Genomic DNA, 15439 nt, shown 5'->3' with positions numbered 1-15439 from the left:
CTCCCGGTGCGGGAGCGTTACTCGGGCTTGGCGCTCACCGTCGGGCCCGGCGTCACCGTGGCCGGTCCGCCGGACTTGGTCTCCACCAGCGCGTCGGCCACCAGCTCGGTGATGTCCTTCACCTTGATGTGCTCCTCGCGGCCCGTGTCGTTCACCGCGTCGCGCAGCATCGTCGAGCAGAACGGGCACGCCACCGCCACCACGCCCGTGCCGCCCTTCTCCTTGTAGTCGCCCACCTGTCCCGGCTTCTGCTTGTCCGCCGCGTCCGGGAACGGCGTGCTCGGGTCCTCCGCGTGCTTCAGCGTCAGCGACGCCTCGTTGATGCGGTTGTGGTTGATGCGCGTGCCGATGTGCTCCTCCATCCACATGCGCCCGCCACCCGCGCCGCAGCAGAAGCCCTCGCGCTTGCTGCGCTGCATCTCCACCACCTCCAGCCCCGGAATCGCCTTCAGCACCTCGCGCGGCGCGTCGTACACGCCGTTGTGCCGGCCCAGGTAGCAGGGGTCGTGGTACGTCAGCTTCGAGTTCATCACCGCCGACAGCTTGATGCGCTTCTCCTTCAACAAGTCGTTGATGAGCTGCGTGTGGTTGATGACGCGGTACTCGCCTCCGAACTCCGGGTACTCGTTCTTGATGGTGTTGAAGCAGTGCGGGCACTGGGTAATCACCGCCTTCACCCCCAGCCCGTTCCACGACTCCACGTTCATCTTCGCCATCGTCTGGTACAGGTACTCGTTGCCCATGCGGCGCGCCGTCTCGCCGTTGCACATCTCCTGCTTCGACAGCGTCGCGAAGCTCACCCCCGCCTCGCGCAGAATCTTCACCAGCGCCCGGCTCACCTTCTTCTGCTTGTCGTCGTAGCTGCCCGCGCACCCCACGAAGAACAGGTACTCGTACGGACCGCCCCCGTCGCCCCACGTCGGCAGCGCCAGGTCCTCCGCCCACTCGTCACGCCGGTCCTGGCCGATGCCCCACGGGTTGCCCTGCCGCTCGATGCCCTCGAAGACGCGCTGAATCTCGGGCGGGAACTCCGCCTTCACCTGCACCTGGTAGCGGCGCATGTCGATGAGTCGCGGGATGTTCTCGATGAACACCGGGCACGCCGTCTCGCACCAGCCGCAGCTCGTGCAGGCCCACACCGTCTCCGCCTTCAGCGCGCTGCCGACGATCTCCGGCAGCGGCTCCTTCACCCCGTGGCCGCCCGGGCTGTAGCCCTCCTCGACCCATTGCTCGTGGTCCCAGAGCCAGTGCTTCAGGTCCTGGTTCACGCCCTTGTGCGTCAGCGGCTTGCCGGTGATGTACGTGGGACAGTGCGTCTGGCACCGGCCGCACTCCGTACACGAGTACAGGTCCAGGCCCTGCTTCCACGTCAGGTCCTTCACCGTGGCCGTGCCGAACTCCTCCTTCTCCAGGTTCGGCGTGCCCAGCTTCCCGTTCGGGTTCGTGCGCTGGAAGAACACGTTCGGCAGGCCGGTGATGATGTGGAAGTGCTTCCCCTTCGGCAGGAAGTTCAGGAACGTGAGGATGATGGTCAGGTGGATCCAGAAGCCCGCCAGGCCCAGGTAGTGCGCGCCCGTCTCTCCCAGCGCCCGCATTCCCAGGCCGAACATGCTCGTCGTCGGCTCCCACCACATGAAGCCGCCCGCCGCGCTGTCCCGCGCGTGCTGCGCAACCATGTGGCTGCCGCCGAACAGGAACTCCGTCACCATCAGCCCGCCGATGAAGCCCAGGATGAGGTAGGCCTCCCAGGAGGGCGTCATGCGGTCCGGCCGCACCTTCGCTCGCAGGAAGGCGAAGTACACCACGCCCAGCACCGCCAGCGTCGCCGCCACGTCCTTCACCAGCAGGTACACGCGGTAGACGGCGAGCAGCGGCTCCTTGCCCGTCCAGAACGGGTCCGTCAGGTCCGTGAGCACCGCGAACGCCGTCTCGCTGAAGCCCATGGCGAACAGCATGACGGTGCGCAGCGCCAGCACCATGAACGCCGCGAAGATGAAGACGTGCATCAGGCCCGGCGTGAACTCCTCCGGGTCCACCATGCGCTTCTGTCCGAGCCCGAAGCGCAACAGCTGCAGGGCGCGGAAGGGAATGTGGTCGAGCCGGTTCTCCTTCTTCATCGCGAGCAGGACGCCGGCGCGACCTGACATGGTGATGGCGAAGACGGAGACGGCGACGACGAGGAGCAGGCCAGTGATGATGGGGCTCATGGGGTCCGGTGCGCTCGGAAGCCTGGACGACGGGTGGGCTTCACTTGCCGCGATGCGGCAAGGCAGGATCCAAACCTAACAGGGGTGATTCGCGAATCAAGCGCTCTGGCGTTTCATGCGACAGGACCCAACACCGCGTGTGTGCCTGGCACGCGGGCGGCCATCCCCCTCCGGCGTGGAGTGGCCAGCGGCCCGTGGTAAAGCCCGCTGCATGGACTCCCGGTTGTCCCTTCTGGCGCTGGTAGCGCTTGCAGGCTGCGGCTCGGTGAAGGGGTGTGGCGGCGCGGCTCCCGCCTCTTCGGCCAGCGCTCCCTCGCCCGCCCCCTCGAAGCCCGCTTCCCCCGAGGCTCGCTTCGCCCAGCAGTACCTCGTCATTGTTCACTCCTCGCCTACTCCCGGCGAGGGCGAGCCCGTCCTCGAGAAGCTGCGCGCGGCCGGCCTGGGCTCGGAGGCCCGGCGCCTGTCCACCACCCCGTTCGCCTCGCTGCGCCCGTGTCTGGAGGTGGTGGTGGCAGGGGCTTTCGCGGACAGGGACGCGGCGCTCGCCCTGGCCCAGCGCCTGGATGGGGCGGGAATCGACAACTATCTGAAGAACGCCGGCGCCCTGGCCAAGGACCGGGAGCGGCGCGAGGCGGACTGCCGCGAGCAGGCCCAGGCCCGCGAGGCGCTCGCCCAGGCTCCGGCGGGCTCCGTGGGGCCTCGGTTCCTGGATGTGCGCGGGAAGCGAACCTTCGTCCTGCTGACCCATGAGCCTCAGGACACTCCGGGCGCCGAGCTGCGCCCGGTGGGCGAGGACCGGGGCTTCTGGTTCGCCTCCTTGAAGGAGGACCCCACCGGCACCTTCAAGCAGGGGGAGGCCTTCGACCTGTACGACGCGCAGGGCCCCATCCAGGTGAGCTGCCGGGTGAAGGGCTTCGGCTCGCTCAACCGGGGCATTCCCCACTTCGGCTACTTCCAGCAGCCCGAGCCCCCAGCGGATCCGGGCTGTGGCAACGCCTGGCCCGTGGCCGAGCTGGACTGCTCCCTGCTGGGCACCCGCGCCATGGATGACCCCTCCCTCGCCTTCGTCCTGCCCAAGGGTAGCCCGGCGCCTCGGTACTTCACTCGCTCGGAGGCGCTGCCCGAGCCGGTGAAGGCGGCTCAGGAAGAGGCCCTTCGCGGCGTGCCGGCCTTCGCCAAGGCTCGCGCGGAGGGCGAGGCCCATGCCCAGCAGCAGGGCACACCGCTGCGGCAGGAACTGGAGCTGCGCTCCTACTCCGCGAGCGGTCGCCAGGTGGTGGTGGGGCTCGCGCGCTTCCATACGGGCGAGGGCATGACCGAGTGTGGCGGGCCGGACTACGCGGCCACTGTGTCGCGCGTGGTCGCCCTGGGAAGCGACGGGCGGGAGACTCCCGTGGGCGGCATCGTCAACGGCGAGGACATCGTCGCGGTGCTCGACGTGGAGGGCGATGGCCAGGTGGAGCTGCTCACGCGGACCCAGGAGTTCACCTCGCGGGTGGCGCTGGTGCGCGAGGACGGCGCTCCGCTCGCGGCCAGCTTCCTGCCCAACTGCGACTGCGGCTGCTGAGGCCGCCAAGCATCCGTCACTGGACGGGAGCAGCCAGGCAGCCGTGCGCTGCCCGACGGGCCCTGGGACCTGCCCTCTCAACCGGTTTACACCCGCCGGACACGTGCCCACCTTGGCCGTAAATCGGTCAACGCGTGATTGGGGGCACCGCATGGGGCGGGCCTCCGTCGACCGAACAGGGGGGCGCCCGCCGGGGGGCGAGTGGGTTTCCACCGTCTACCCGCCAGGTGGTCGCGGAGCGCCCGGAGAGGTGCAGCATGCGGCACGACGACACGACGTACTCGGACGATGAAGGACTGGGCTTCGTCGTTCTGGGAGATGACGGTGAGAGCGAAGGGGTGCTCGCCGTGACGGTCACCGCCGGAGGCCGGCAGTGGACCTATAGCGAAGAAGCCTGGGGTGGCTGGGACGCTGAATAGTGTCGTGTGCCCCCGCGGCTCGCGCCGGCGCGGGGGCATCCGAAGTCCAAGGAAGTGGACGTGGCGGGTCGGGTCGAAGCTCCTCTTGGGAGTTCCCCTTCGCAAACCCCTGGAATCCTTGAGGTGTCGTGTCGCGTGAGACACGGAGCACGGAGCTGCCGTCTTCTTTTCTCAGGAACACGGCACAATGGGCCTACACCCCGAGGGAAGCACATGAAGCAGATGGCCTGGGCGATGGAGCGTGACACGGAGCATGGCCGCGAGGTCCATCTGCTCGTCACCCTGGAGGCCGATGCGGACGCGCCCCGCGCTCCCGTCGCCGTCAATCTCCTCATCGATCGCAGCGCCTCCATGCGCGGCGCGCCCCTCGTCGCCGCCGTCGAGGCCGCCCAGGCCCTGGTCGCCCAGGCTGGCCCGCGCGACTACATCGGCCTGCTCGCCTTCGATGGCATGTCCGAGCAGATCCTCCCCGTGCGCGCCATGGAGCCCGACGCCAAGGCCGAGCTCGCCGAGCGCCTGTCCTCCCTGGAGACGGGCTCGGGCACCGCGCTCCATGAGGCCGTGGACCTGGGCGCCGCCGCCCTGCGCCGCGTGCTCGTCCCCGGCGCGCGCCCCAAGCTGCTGCTGCTCACCGATGGCGAGCCCTCCGTGGGCCCCAACGCCATCGTCGACTTCCGGCAGCTCGGCTCCAAGGTGGCCGAGTCCGGCGTCTCCCTGCACGCGCTCGGCCTGGGCCGCCACTACATGCCGGAGATTCTCGAGGCCCTCACCGGCCCCTCCGGCACCGGCTTCACCCACGCCGATGACGCCGAGGCCCTGCCCACCACCGTGGCCTCCATGGTGACCGAGCTCTTCGGCGAGGTGGCCTCCGAGGCCCGCATCCACGTGCTGCCCAGCGGCTTCGCCGAGCTGCGCTGCCGCCACCGCTACCCCGCCCGCGTCGAGGGCGATGCCATGAGCGTGCTGCTCGGCGCCGTCTCCCAGGCGTGTCTGCGCCGCGCGCTCTTCTCCGGGCGCCTGTCCGCCGCGGAGTGGAATCTCACCGTCACCTCCTCCTTCCTCGAGAACGGGGACACCCGCCGCCCCTCCGTGCCCGTGACCCGCGTGCTGCCCGACAGCCCCCAGGGCCGGATGGTGCGCGCGGTGAGCGTGGAGCTGGACCTCGTGGCCGCCGAGGGCTCCGCGTGGAAGGCGCTCTCCCGGCGCGATGTGGAGTCGGCGGGGCGCGCGCTCAATGAGGCCGAGGCCGCGCTGCACGAGCTGGTGCGTCTGTCCGCCGAAGAGGTGCCCGCGCGCCGCCACCTGGAGCGCCTGGCGGACCTGCGGCTCGCCGTGGAGCGCCGCGTGGCCGAGCTGCCCGCCCTCATGGTGCGCCGCGCGAAGGCCGAGGGCGCGCGCACCGCCGTGAGTCAGGTGATCCGCATCCCCATCAACCCCAAGAAGAAGGTGGAGCACTAGAGACCATGGACGCTTCGCTGGCCGGCGTGCGCACCGCGCTGAGGGAGTTCGATGCCAGTGGGGCTTTCTCCGAGTCTGCCTTCTCCGCGCTGCGCCTGCTGCTGGCAGGCACCGCTCCCGGAGAGCTGGTGGATGGTCTGCTGGGCCTCTTCTTCGAGCGCCACATCCTCCACGACGCGCGCCGGCGCGAGCTGCTCGCGATGGATGACGCGGCGCTGCTGCGCGCCCTGCGCCACCGCTTCCGCCAGGTGGTGGCCGATGGGCAGGAGGGCCACGCCGCCGCGCACGCGCTCGGGCCGCACGTGCGCGAGGGGCTCGCGCGGATGTCTCATGCCGCGCCCGTGGTGCCCGCGCCCTGGCCCGTGCTCCTTACCGAGGGTGAGCGCTTCTCTCGCGAGCGCGTGGAGGAGGCGCTGCGCGCGCAGGCGGCCGAGCTCGGGCGCTGGCCCACGTCCGCCGAGGCCGTGCGCGAGCTGCTGCGCCGCTATGCCCAGGTGGAGTCCGAGGACCGGCACGAGGACACCGGCCGGTTCGATCCGCCCGAGGCGCTGCGGCGGCGCATGGATGCGCGCCGCCTGGCGGGACAGCTCCTGGAGGTGCTCAAGCCCCAGGAGCGCGAGTTGCTGCGCCACCTGCTGGTGGACGAGGGCAACGTCGAGGACTGGGCGCGCGAGCAGGGCATCGCCCGCGCCACCGCCTACCGTGTGCTCGCCCGGCTGAAGACCGTCTGTCGCGCCGAGCTCGAAGGGCGCTCGAACAGCACCCAGCTCAAAGCCCTCGAGGAACTGTTTGGCGGACGCAGCCGGTAACGGGGCCCGCTGCTGACACGTACTGTTTCCGGACGCTCGCGTGTCGGCAGGGTGAAACTTTCTCCCGCCGCGTGTCACGAACTGCTCCAGGGAATGCCTGCCCGCCTGGGGAGTTGCGAGGGACCGGACGGAGAGAATGGCGTGCGGCGGGCGGGTGGGTTAACGGGAGGCGCATGAAGTGTCATCGGTCATCGAGGTGGGGGGGAGTGCTCCTGGGGCTGCTGCTGTCGGCGGTGGCCTGGGCGGAGGTGCCTTCTTCCGCGGTGGCTCAGGGCGCGCCTGACGAGGGCAACATGCGCGTGGAGGCGGCGCTGCTCGTGGACGCCTCCCAGGTGAAGCCGGGAGACGCGTTCCGCGTGGGCGTGCGCTTCAAGATGGATCCCGGCTGGCACATCTACTGGAAGAACCCCGGAGACGCGGGCCTCTCCACCGACGTGTCGTGGGACACGCCCGGCGTCACCGTGGGCGAGCTGCGCTGGCCTTTCCCCTCCACGTTCCGCACCTCCGACGGCTTCATCGTCACCCACGGATATAAGGAGGAGGTGCTCCTGTTCGCCGAGGCGCGCGCCTCCGAGCAGGCCTCCGGGAGCCTCACGCTGTCGGCCGCCGTGGACGCGCTGGTGTGCGAGGTGGAGTGCATCCCCGCGCAGATGGTCCTCACGCGCGAGCTGCCCGTGGGCGCGCAGACCGTGAGCGACGCGGCGGCCACTGCCTCCTTCGATGCCTCCCAGGCGAAGGTGCCCCGGACGCCCGAAGCCGCGGGCCTCGACGTGGCGCTCGCGCTGGACGTGCAGAGTTTGAAGACCGGGCAACCCTTCACCGGTCGCGTCACGGTCTCGGCGCGGAACGGGCAGGTGCCTCCGGGTGTGGAGACGGACTTCTTCGTCTCCGAGCGCATCCCAGGCATCGCTCGCATGGCCCTCACGCACGAGGCCTCGGGCCGCTTCGGGCTGAAGGGAGAGGCCGCGCCCGACGTGCCCGAGAAGGAGCCGCGCTTCAAGGGCGTGCTGCGCCTGGGCACCGCACAGGCCGGCTATCAGGCGCTGGAGGTGGATCTTCCCCTGGCCGCCGTGGAGGGCGCACCGGTGGCCGCGCCCGTCGCGAAGGCCTCGCCGGCCGCTCCTGTCGCTGGGGCTCCCGGGTCCGCGACCGTGGCCGCTCCCGTGGTACCCGCGTCCTCGCTGTCCCTGGGGCTGGCGGTGCTGTTCGCTTTCCTGGGCGGGGCCATCCTCAACCTCATGCCGTGCGTCTTCCCCGTGCTGGCGCTCAAGGCGTACGGCTTCACCCGCCTGGCCCAGGAGGACCGAGGCCGCGTGGGGCGCCATGCCCTGGCGTACACCGGCGGAATCGTCGGGTCGATGCTGGTGCTGGCCGTCGTGGTGCTCGCGGTGCGCGCCGGTGGCACCAGCGTGGGTTGGGGCTTCCAGTTCCAGGAGCCCCTCTTCGTCGCCGCCGTGTGCGCGGTGCTGGTCGCCTTCGCGCTCAACCTCTTCGGCGTCTTCCACGTCGGGTTGGATGGCACGGCGCTGGCCGGCAAGGTGGACGCCTCGCACGGAGTCATGCGCAGCGTGGGCGAGGGCGTGCTCGCCGTGGTGCTCGCCACGCCGTGCTCCGCGCCGCTCATGGGCACCGCCGTGGGCTTCGCCTTCGCGGCTGGTCCCGCCACGGTGCTCGTCATCTTCACCGCGCTGGGCCTTGGGCTCGCGCTGCCCTTCTGCGTGCTGGTGATGGTGCCCGGGCTCTCCCGGCGCCTGCCCAAGCCGGGCGCGTGGATGGAGCGCGCCAAGCAGCTCCTGGGCTTCGCGCTGCTGGGCACCGCCGTGTGGCTGGTGTGGGTGGTGGGCGGGCTGGCCGGGGTGGATGGCATGGCGCGGCTGCTCGCGTTCCTCGTCGCCGTGGCGCTGGGGGCGTGGCTGTACGGGCTGGCGCAGGCCGCCGAGGGCCGTCGGCGGTGGGTGAACGTGGCGCTCGCGCTCGCGGTGCTGGCAGGGACCGGGGGCATGGCCCTGCGCTTCGATGCGTCGGCGGCGACGGCTCGCGTCTCCACCGTCTCCGCGCAGCCATGGGATGAGGCCGCCGTGACCGCGGCGCTCCAGGCTGGCCAGCCGGTCTTCATCGACTTCACCGCCGACTGGTGCCTCACCTGCAAGTTCAACGAGCGCACCGTGCTGTCGCGCGAGGACGTGCGCGCCACCTTCGCTCGCCACAACGTCGCCTTCTTCGTAGCGGACTGGACCCGCCGCGACGCGCGCATCTCCGCCCAGCTCGCCGCGCACGGCCGGGCCGGTGTGCCCATGTACCTTGTCATCAACCCCTCGGCTCCGGACCGCCCGGAGGTTCTTCCCGAGCTGCTCACCGCCGACCTCGTCGTCCAGGCCGTGGAGCGAGCCTCCGGGCTGCGCGCCGACGCCACCTGAGCGCGGCTGACACGACCCAGCCGCCGCACCTTTCACCCCGGGAGGGAAGGACCCTCCCTTTGTTTCAACCTCGCAGTGAAGGAGATGACCCCATGAAGTCTGTCCTCACCGCTCTCGCGCTCACCACAGTGCTGGGAGCCGCCGTTCCCGCGCTGGCCGCTGACGCCGAGGTGGGCAAGCAGGCCCCCGCTTTCACGCTCAAGGACGAGGCGGGCAAGGAGCACTCGCTGGAGCAGTACAAGGGCAAGCTCGTCGTGCTCGAGTGGACCAACCCGGGCTGCCCCTTCGTCCAGCGCCACTACAAGGCCACCACCATGTCGAACACCCTGAAGGGCTTCGACGCCAACAAGGTCGTGTGGCTCGCCATCGACTCCACCGCCAGCAACACCCCGGACAAGTCCGCCGCGTGGAAGAAGGAGAAGGGCTTCTCCTACCCCGTGCTCCAGGACCCCGAGGGCAAGGTCGGCCACGCGTATGGCGCGAAGACCACCCCGCACATGTACGTCATCGATGAGAAGGGCGTGCTGCGCTACGCGGGCGCCATCGACGATGATCCGCGCGGCAAGAGCGACAAGGCGGCCGTCAACCACGTGAAGACGACCGTGGACGCGCTGCTCGGAGGCAAGGCGGTGCCGGCCTCCACCACCGAGCCGTATGGCTGCTCCGTGAAGTACAAGAGCTGAGCCACCAGCCAGGCAGTCTCCGGGGCCCCTGCATCGCGCGGGGGCCCTTTTCTTTTGCCCATGGAGAGAGAGAGCGGAGAGGCCCCGGAGCGCCCCAGGGCAGGACGGCCGGAGGAGCATGGGCGGGGCGCCTTGCCGCGAGCGGAAGGCATTCGGACCTTTGTCCTCGGCACTACCAAAGAGGAGCCAGGACCATGGCCGACAACAAGGGCAACCCGGTGAAGGGTGACGAGCGCTTGGACAGGGAGGGCTCGGAGGAGCTCGAGAGGAAGTCGAGGCACCAGGACGAGAACGCGCCGCGCCTGGATGTGGCCGACGAGGACGTGGGCCAGGAGCGCATCCACCAGAAGGGCACTGGCGGCTACGGCGCCCAGGAGGGCACGGTGCCGCGCAGCGCGCCTCCGGTGAGCGACAAGGGCGGCCGCAAGGAGTAGGGCCACCCGGCCAGGATGGGCGCGCGGGCTACTGCCCGTCCTGGTGGGTGATGAACTCCACGCGGCGGTTGGCGATGCGCCCCGCCTCGGTGGCGTTCGACTGCACCGGCCGGTCTTCGCCGAAGCCCTTGGGCTCCATGCGCTCGAGCGTCACGCCCTTGCCGGCGAGGTAGTCGCGCACCGCCTCCGCGCGACGCTGCGACAGGCCGCGGTTGTAGTTCGCGGTGCCCTCGTCCGAAGTGTGGCCCTCGATGGTCACCCGGACGATCTCCGGGTGCGTCACGAGGATGCGCGCCACCTTGTCGAGCAGCGAGTAGGAGCGGGGCTGAATCGTGGCCTGGTCGTAGTCGAAGTGCACCGTGTCGGTGAGCTTGATGCGGTCCTTCTGCAGCGACACCACCGGCTCGGTGAACACCGGGCAGCCCATGTTGTCCGGAGGGCCCACCTCGTCCGGGCACGAGTCCTGCGAGTCCAGCAGGCTGTCCCCATCCGTATCCACCGCCGGCTCGTCGGTGCCCTGGGCCACGGTCACCTCCTGCCCATCGAGCGAGTCCGAGGGCTCCTCGGCCAGCACCGGGCCTTCCCAGTCCTTGGGCACGCAGCCGCCCGCGTCCACCAGGCCCTTCTCCGTCGGACAGGTGTCGTCGCCGTTGGCCACGCCGTCCCCGTCGCCGTCCATCTCCGGGCACACGCGCGGATCATTCTCTCCGCCGGGCCCACAGGCCGGCACGCTCCTGCCGAACGCCACGCCCAGCAGCACGCGGTAGTCCGGCGTGCCCGGCGCGCTGCCAAAGCCCAAGCCCGCCATCGCGTAGGCCTCGACCGCCGGAGTCAGCGGCAGCCGCGCCCCGCCCATCGTCTCGAAGGAGTAGCCCTCGCGCCGGAAGGGGATGGAGCCGGTGACGGCCAGCTCTCCGCGCAGGCGCCGGCCCATGCTGGCCAACACCGCGCCCAGGCGCAGCTCGTGGCCCAGCTCGTCCTGGATGTTCTCGTCCGGCGTGAGCACCACGCGCGGCCGCCACATGACGCCCGCGCTGAAGGCGCCACGCAGGGAGTCCGTGAGGCGCCGGCCCACCATGACGGTGGGCGCCACGCGCATCTCTCGCGCCAGGGCCTGATTGCTGCCCAGCCGGGGGCTGCCCTGCACCCCGAAGGCGAGGTCCACCGTGTCGCTGTCCGCCTCCGAGAGCAGCTTCACGCGCGCCGCCAGCATGGGCGTTCCCAGCGACAGCCCTCGCCGGGGGATGCCGGCTCCGTACGGCGTCAAATCGTCCCCGCGCTGCGAGAGCACCACGGGGATCTGCGCCGCGAACTCGAACCGGTCCCAGAGTCCGTAGGCGGCGCCCAGGTGCGCCGTGGCACGGTAGCCCACCATGGCCCCCAGCCGCGAGCCGTTGCGGAAGAGCACCAGCGGGTTGCTCTCGTAGTGGCTGGTGAGCGAGAGCCGGTAGTCGCCGTCCGGCAGCAGCTCGCCCGTCCCCACCAGGAGCGAGCCCATGCCGCCCGGGTTGAGCTCCAGGCGCTCCAGCTCGAAGGAGGGAAGGACGCCCTGCGACTGAGCGAGGGCGGCGGTACCCCAGAGCAGCGCGGCGAGGGCGAGCAGCCAGGCGCGTGGGGAGCGATTTCGTGAAGGCATTGAGTGAAAGGCTCGAAGAAGGGGAGGGGCGGCCCCGAATTCCCGCCCCATGGCCGAAAGGAACAGCGGGCTAGCGCCGACGCTTCCGGGCCTCCAGGAGCGAGACCAACACCAACCCCAGCATCGCCAGCGACGCGGACCCGCTGCCCGTCGCCGCGCAGCCGCCATGGCCGCCGCCCAGGAGCGCACCGTCCCACAGCTCGGGACGCTTCGCCATCACCATCCACTTGGCGGAGGCGGGCGTCGGATCCACCAGGCCCCGGGTGTCGCGGGCGCGGACGAGGATGTCGTGAGCGCCCTCGGCCAGCGCCTCGAAGGTGGAGAGCTTCTCGCACTGGAAGAAGTCCACCCCGTCCAGGCTGCACTCGTACGTCACGTCCGGCTTGGAGGCCTCGAACCCGAACGTGGCGCGCGTGTCCTCGGTCTGCTCGGGCGGCGCCTGGACAATCCAGGTGTCCGGCAGCGCGATGGCCTGCACGGTGACGGTCGAGGTGCAGCTGGCGCGGTTACCCGAGGCATCCGTCGCCGTGTACGTCACCGTCGTGGTGCCCGCGGCGAACAGCGTGCCCTGAGGGCTGGACACGCGCACCTCGCGGTCGCACGAGTCCGTGGCCGTCGCCGTGCCGAGGTTGATGGGGGCCAGGCTGCCTTCGATGGCCTCGGCGACGATGGGCGCGGGGCAGGCAATCCGCGGCGGCAGCGTGTCGGCTACCTCCACCGTGCGGTGCGCGGTGCTCGTCCGGTTGCCCGCGAGGTCCGTCACGCTGTAGCTCACCGCGTAGGTGCCCACCGCGCTGGGGTCCACGTTGCCGGAGATGACGACGCGGTCGCTCACATCGCCGCTGCACAGGTCGCTCGCCTTGGCGCCCGCCTCCTCGTAGCGGGTGCCGCACTCGACGCGCGCGGTGGCCGAGCCCTGGAGCAGCAGCGTGGGCGGCAGCGTGTCGGCCACCGCCACCGTGCGAACGGCGGTGCTGGCCGCGTTGCCCGCGAGGTCCGTCACGCTGTAGCTCACCGCGTAGGTGCCCACCGCGCGCGGGTCCACGCCGCCGGAGATGACGATGCGGTTGCTCACGTCCCCGGCGCACAGGTCCGTGGCCGTGGCGCCCGACTCCTCGTAGGGCATGCCGCACTCGACGCTGGCCGCGGCCGCGCCCCGGAGCGTCAGCGTGGGCGGCAGCGAGTCCGCCACCGCCACCGTGCGCAGGGCGGTGCTGGCCGCGTTGCCCGAGGGGTCCGTCACGCTGTAGCTCACCGTGTAGCTGCCCACCGCGCCCGGGTTCACGTTGCCGGAGATGACGATGCGGTCGCTCACGTCGCCCGCGCACTGGTCGCTCGCCTTGGCACCCGTCTCCTCGTAGCGCGTGCCGCACTCGATGCTGGCGGAGGCCGGGCCCTGGAGCAGCAGCGAGGGGGGCAGCGTGTCGGCCACCGTCACCAGGCGCGGATCCGCCGTGGTGCCCGTGTTGCCCGAGGGGTCCGTCGCGCTGTAGTGGACCGAGTGGGTCCCCAGCGAGCGCGAGTCCACCGTGCCGCTGGCCACCGCCGTCAGCGTGCCGGCGCACACGTCACTGGCCGTGGCGCCCGGGTCCGCGAACGGGCCGCTGCCGCACTCCAGCTGCTGCTGGCGCGGGCCGTTCATCGTGACGACCGGCTTGCGCGTGTCGTCCACCTGCACCGTGCGCTGCACCGGCTGCGCGCTCAGGCCCTGGGGGTCCGTCACCTTATAAGTGCGGGTGTAGCTGCCCGGCACGCCCGTCTCCACGCTGCCCGTCGAGGTGATGCGCGAGGTGACATCCCCGAAGCACACGTCGCTGGCCTTCGCGCCCGGATCCACGAGCGCATCGCCGCACTCCACGCCCAGCTGGCTGGGGCCCTGGAGCTCCAGCACGGGCGGCTGGGTGTCCGTCACCGCCACCCGGCGCTGCGCCTCGGTGCTCAGGCCCTCGGGGTCCGTCACGCGGAAGCCCAGCGTGTAGCTGCCCGGCACCGTCGCCGTCACCGAGCCGGTCTTCACGATGGAGCCCGTCAGGTCGCCCGCGCACTGGTCATGCGCCGTGGCGCCCAGGTCCGTGTACCCCGAGCCACACTCCACGGCGGCGATGAGCTCGCCGTTGAGCAGCAGTCGCGGCGGCCGCGTGTCGGCTACCCGCACCTGCCGCTTCAGCGTCGGCGGGCTGTTGCCGGCCGAGTCCGTCACGTCATAGTTGCGCGTGTAGACGCCCTTCCGGGTGGGGTCCACCGTGCCGCTCATGACGATGGCGCTCGTCAGGTCCCCCGAGCACAGGTCGCTCGCGGTGGCGCCCTGCTCGGTGTACTCCCCGCCGCACTCCGTCAGTTGAGGGCTGGAGCCCACCAGCGCCAGCGTCGGCACCACGCGGTCCTCCACCGTCACCGTGCCGGTACACGAGGCGACGTTGCCGACCTCGTCCTCGCAGGTGAGCGTCACCTGCGTCTGGCCGATGGGGAAGGGGCCTGCGGGGCTCTGCGTGCAGCCCAGCAGGTCGCCGTCGATGTCCGTGGAGCCATTGTCGATGGAGGCGCTCAGGCCGCACACGTTGCGCGCCACCAGCGTCACGTTCTGGCAGTTGGCCACGGGCGGGTGGCTGACGGGCGCCTGGGCCACGGTGCAGAAGGCGGAGCACTCGCCGATGCTGCCCGCGGCGTCGCGGCTGCGGCCGTTCTGGAAGCCGTTGTCGCACTGCTCGCCCTGGTCCCAGTCCACCACGCCATCGCCGCACCAGTGGTTGCGGCAGGTGAAGGAGCACGTATCGCCCGACGGCTGGCCCGGCAGCGCGGGCTGGCCGTTGAGCTGATCGCCCAGGTCGCACTCCTCACCGGCGGGCGACTCGGGCATGCCACACCCGGAGCCCACCGCCATGGCGCCGTACACCAGGATGTAGGGCGCGCCCGAGAAGGTGATGGGGGCTCCGAGGCTGTAGTCCAGGTAGTCCTGCTGCCCCGGCACCGGAATGCCGCTGGAGTTGATGCCCAGCGCCGCGGCCGCGAAGGCCCGCTCCGGGTACTGGGTGAACACCGAGCGCGCCGCGCAGCCATCGCCCTCCAGCCCCTCGTCCCAGAGCGGCGCCGAGAGCGTGTCCGGGCTCATGGCGAAGATGTGCGCGGCGTCGGCGCAGCCCGTGCCGCCCACCTCGAAGGTGCCGAACGGCTCCAGCAGCGGCACCGCCGTGCCGACCGGCGCGTCCGCGTAGGCGCAGCCCAGGGCGATGTACATGCCCGTGAGCTTGGGGCGCTCGAGCGCCACCGCCATGGCGCTCTCCACCAGATTCAGGGTGTTGTTGCTGGTCGGGTCGGAGCCGATGATGACGACCCGGCCGTCGATGATGCGGCCCCACACGTCGCGCGTGTCGATGGCGGCCTGGAACGCGGCCGTGCCCGTCTCACAGGCCGCGTCGCCGATGACGAGGGCGCGGTACGTCATGAACTCTTCGGCGCTCTTCGTGGCCCACTCGGCCGGAGAGACCGGGACCGGCTCGAAGCCCAGGTCGGTGATGGCCTGCACCTCGCGGCTCGCCCCGCCGGCCACGCTGCTGTCCAGCACGAGCACCTTGCGGGTGCTCTGCGCCTCCTGGCGCACGCTGCGCACGTGGGCTTGACTCGCCTCGGGCTGTGCCTCTCCCGACTCCACGCCACACGCGCTGACCGCCAGAGCGACCAGCACCCCCAACGCTTTCCAGATGGCTTTGTGCTGGCTTGTCATATCTGGGCGTTTCGCAACTTCGATGCCGGGGCTTCGCTGCCGCCAACCCCCGGGAATTTCTGCACTCATGCACCCCGGGGAGTGGCGC

The 15439-nt window shown here is 71.0% G+C and carries 10 protein-coding genes; 7 read left to right on the top strand and 3 right to left on the bottom strand.

All coding sequences use genetic code 11. The features are described from left to right. Nucleotides 1-17: 17 nt before the first annotated feature. Entirely contained in the window at nucleotides 18-2207 is a 2190-nt protein-coding gene (locus SYV04_RS08045; RefSeq protein WP_321545052.1) for a (Fe-S)-binding protein, read from the bottom strand. 211 nt (nucleotides 2208-2418) lie between these two features. On the opposite strand from SYV04_RS08045, the gene SYV04_RS08040 reads away from it, so the two are divergent. The 7 genes from SYV04_RS08040 to SYV04_RS08010 all read left to right on the top strand — a co-directional run bounded on the left by SYV04_RS08040 (nucleotide 2419) and on the right by SYV04_RS08010 (nucleotide 9994). Beyond that, nucleotides 2419-3774 (top strand): hypothetical protein, encoded by a 1356-nt coding sequence (locus tag SYV04_RS08040; protein ID WP_321545051.1) that lies wholly within the window; start codon nucleotides 2419-2421, stop codon nucleotides 3772-3774. 257 nt (nucleotides 3775-4031) lie between these two features. Then, nucleotides 4032-4193: a hypothetical protein gene (locus tag SYV04_RS08035; RefSeq protein ID WP_321545050.1), complete on the top strand. Its 162-nt coding sequence runs from the start codon at nucleotides 4032-4034 to the stop codon at nucleotides 4191-4193. A gap of 213 nt (nucleotides 4194-4406) precedes the next feature. Next, nucleotides 4407-5651: a vWA domain-containing protein gene (locus tag SYV04_RS08030; protein WP_321545049.1), complete on the top strand. Its 1245-nt coding sequence runs from the start codon at nucleotides 4407-4409 to the stop codon at nucleotides 5649-5651. A 5-nt stretch (nucleotides 5652-5656) separates the two neighbouring features. Beyond that, complete coding sequence (locus tag SYV04_RS08025; protein ID WP_321545048.1) at nucleotides 5657-6460, top strand: sigma-70 RNA polymerase sigma factor region 4 domain-containing protein; 804 nt, start codon at nucleotides 5657-5659, stop codon at nucleotides 6458-6460. A 173-nt stretch (nucleotides 6461-6633) separates the two neighbouring features. Then, a complete protein-coding gene (locus tag SYV04_RS08020; protein WP_422723916.1) occupies nucleotides 6634-8877 on the top strand; it encodes a protein-disulfide reductase DsbD family protein in 2244 nt (747 codons plus the stop codon). 92 nt (nucleotides 8878-8969) lie between these two features. After that, nucleotides 8970-9560, top strand: coding sequence for a thioredoxin family protein (locus tag SYV04_RS08015; RefSeq protein ID WP_321545046.1), 591 nt, complete (start codon nucleotides 8970-8972; stop codon nucleotides 9558-9560). 194 nt (nucleotides 9561-9754) lie between these two features. Next, a complete protein-coding gene (locus tag SYV04_RS08010; RefSeq protein WP_321545045.1) occupies nucleotides 9755-9994 on the top strand; it encodes a hypothetical protein in 240 nt (79 codons plus the stop codon). 28 nt (nucleotides 9995-10022) lie between these two features. Here SYV04_RS08010 and SYV04_RS08005 read toward each other — a convergent pair whose 3' ends face one another. Continuing rightward, on the bottom strand, nucleotides 10023-11630 hold the full coding sequence (locus SYV04_RS08005) for an OmpA family protein (RefSeq protein WP_321545044.1): 1608 nt from the start codon (nucleotides 11628-11630) through the stop codon (nucleotides 10023-10025). A 70-nt stretch (nucleotides 11631-11700) separates the two neighbouring features. Then, entirely contained in the window at nucleotides 11701-15312 is a 3612-nt protein-coding gene (locus SYV04_RS08000) for an immunoglobulin-like domain-containing protein (RefSeq protein WP_321545043.1), read from the bottom strand. Nucleotides 15313-15439: the final 127 nt, after the last annotated feature.

It is taken from the genome of Hyalangium ruber (assembly GCF_034259325.1).
GTDB classification, from domain to species: Bacteria; Myxococcota; Myxococcia; order Myxococcales; family Myxococcaceae; genus Hyalangium_A; species Hyalangium_A rubrum.
This window is presented reverse-complemented; position numbering and strand designations above follow the sequence as displayed.

Coding starts and splice junctions, on each gene's coding strand:
- SYV04_RS08045 (WP_321545052.1), bottom strand. CDS start 2,207: ATGAGCCCCATCATCACTGGCCTGCTCCTCGTCGTCGCCGTCTCCGTC.
- SYV04_RS08010 (WP_321545045.1), top strand. CDS start 9,755: ATGGCCGACAACAAGGGCAACCCGGTGAAGGGTGACGAGCGCTTGGAC.
- SYV04_RS08030 (WP_321545049.1), top strand. CDS start 4,407: ATGAAGCAGATGGCCTGGGCGATGGAGCGTGACACGGAGCATGGCCGC.
- SYV04_RS08025 (WP_321545048.1), top strand. CDS start 5,657: ATGGACGCTTCGCTGGCCGGCGTGCGCACCGCGCTGAGGGAGTTCGAT.
- SYV04_RS08005 (WP_321545044.1), bottom strand. CDS start 11,630: ATGCCTTCACGAAATCGCTCCCCACGCGCCTGGCTGCTCGCCCTCGCC.
- SYV04_RS08040 (WP_321545051.1), top strand. CDS start 2,419: ATGGACTCCCGGTTGTCCCTTCTGGCGCTGGTAGCGCTTGCAGGCTGC.
- SYV04_RS08020 (WP_422723916.1), top strand. CDS start 6,634: ATGAAGTGTCATCGGTCATCGAGGTGGGGGGGAGTGCTCCTGGGGCTG.
- SYV04_RS08015 (WP_321545046.1), top strand. CDS start 8,970: ATGAAGTCTGTCCTCACCGCTCTCGCGCTCACCACAGTGCTGGGAGCC.
- SYV04_RS08035 (WP_321545050.1), top strand. CDS start 4,032: ATGCGGCACGACGACACGACGTACTCGGACGATGAAGGACTGGGCTTC.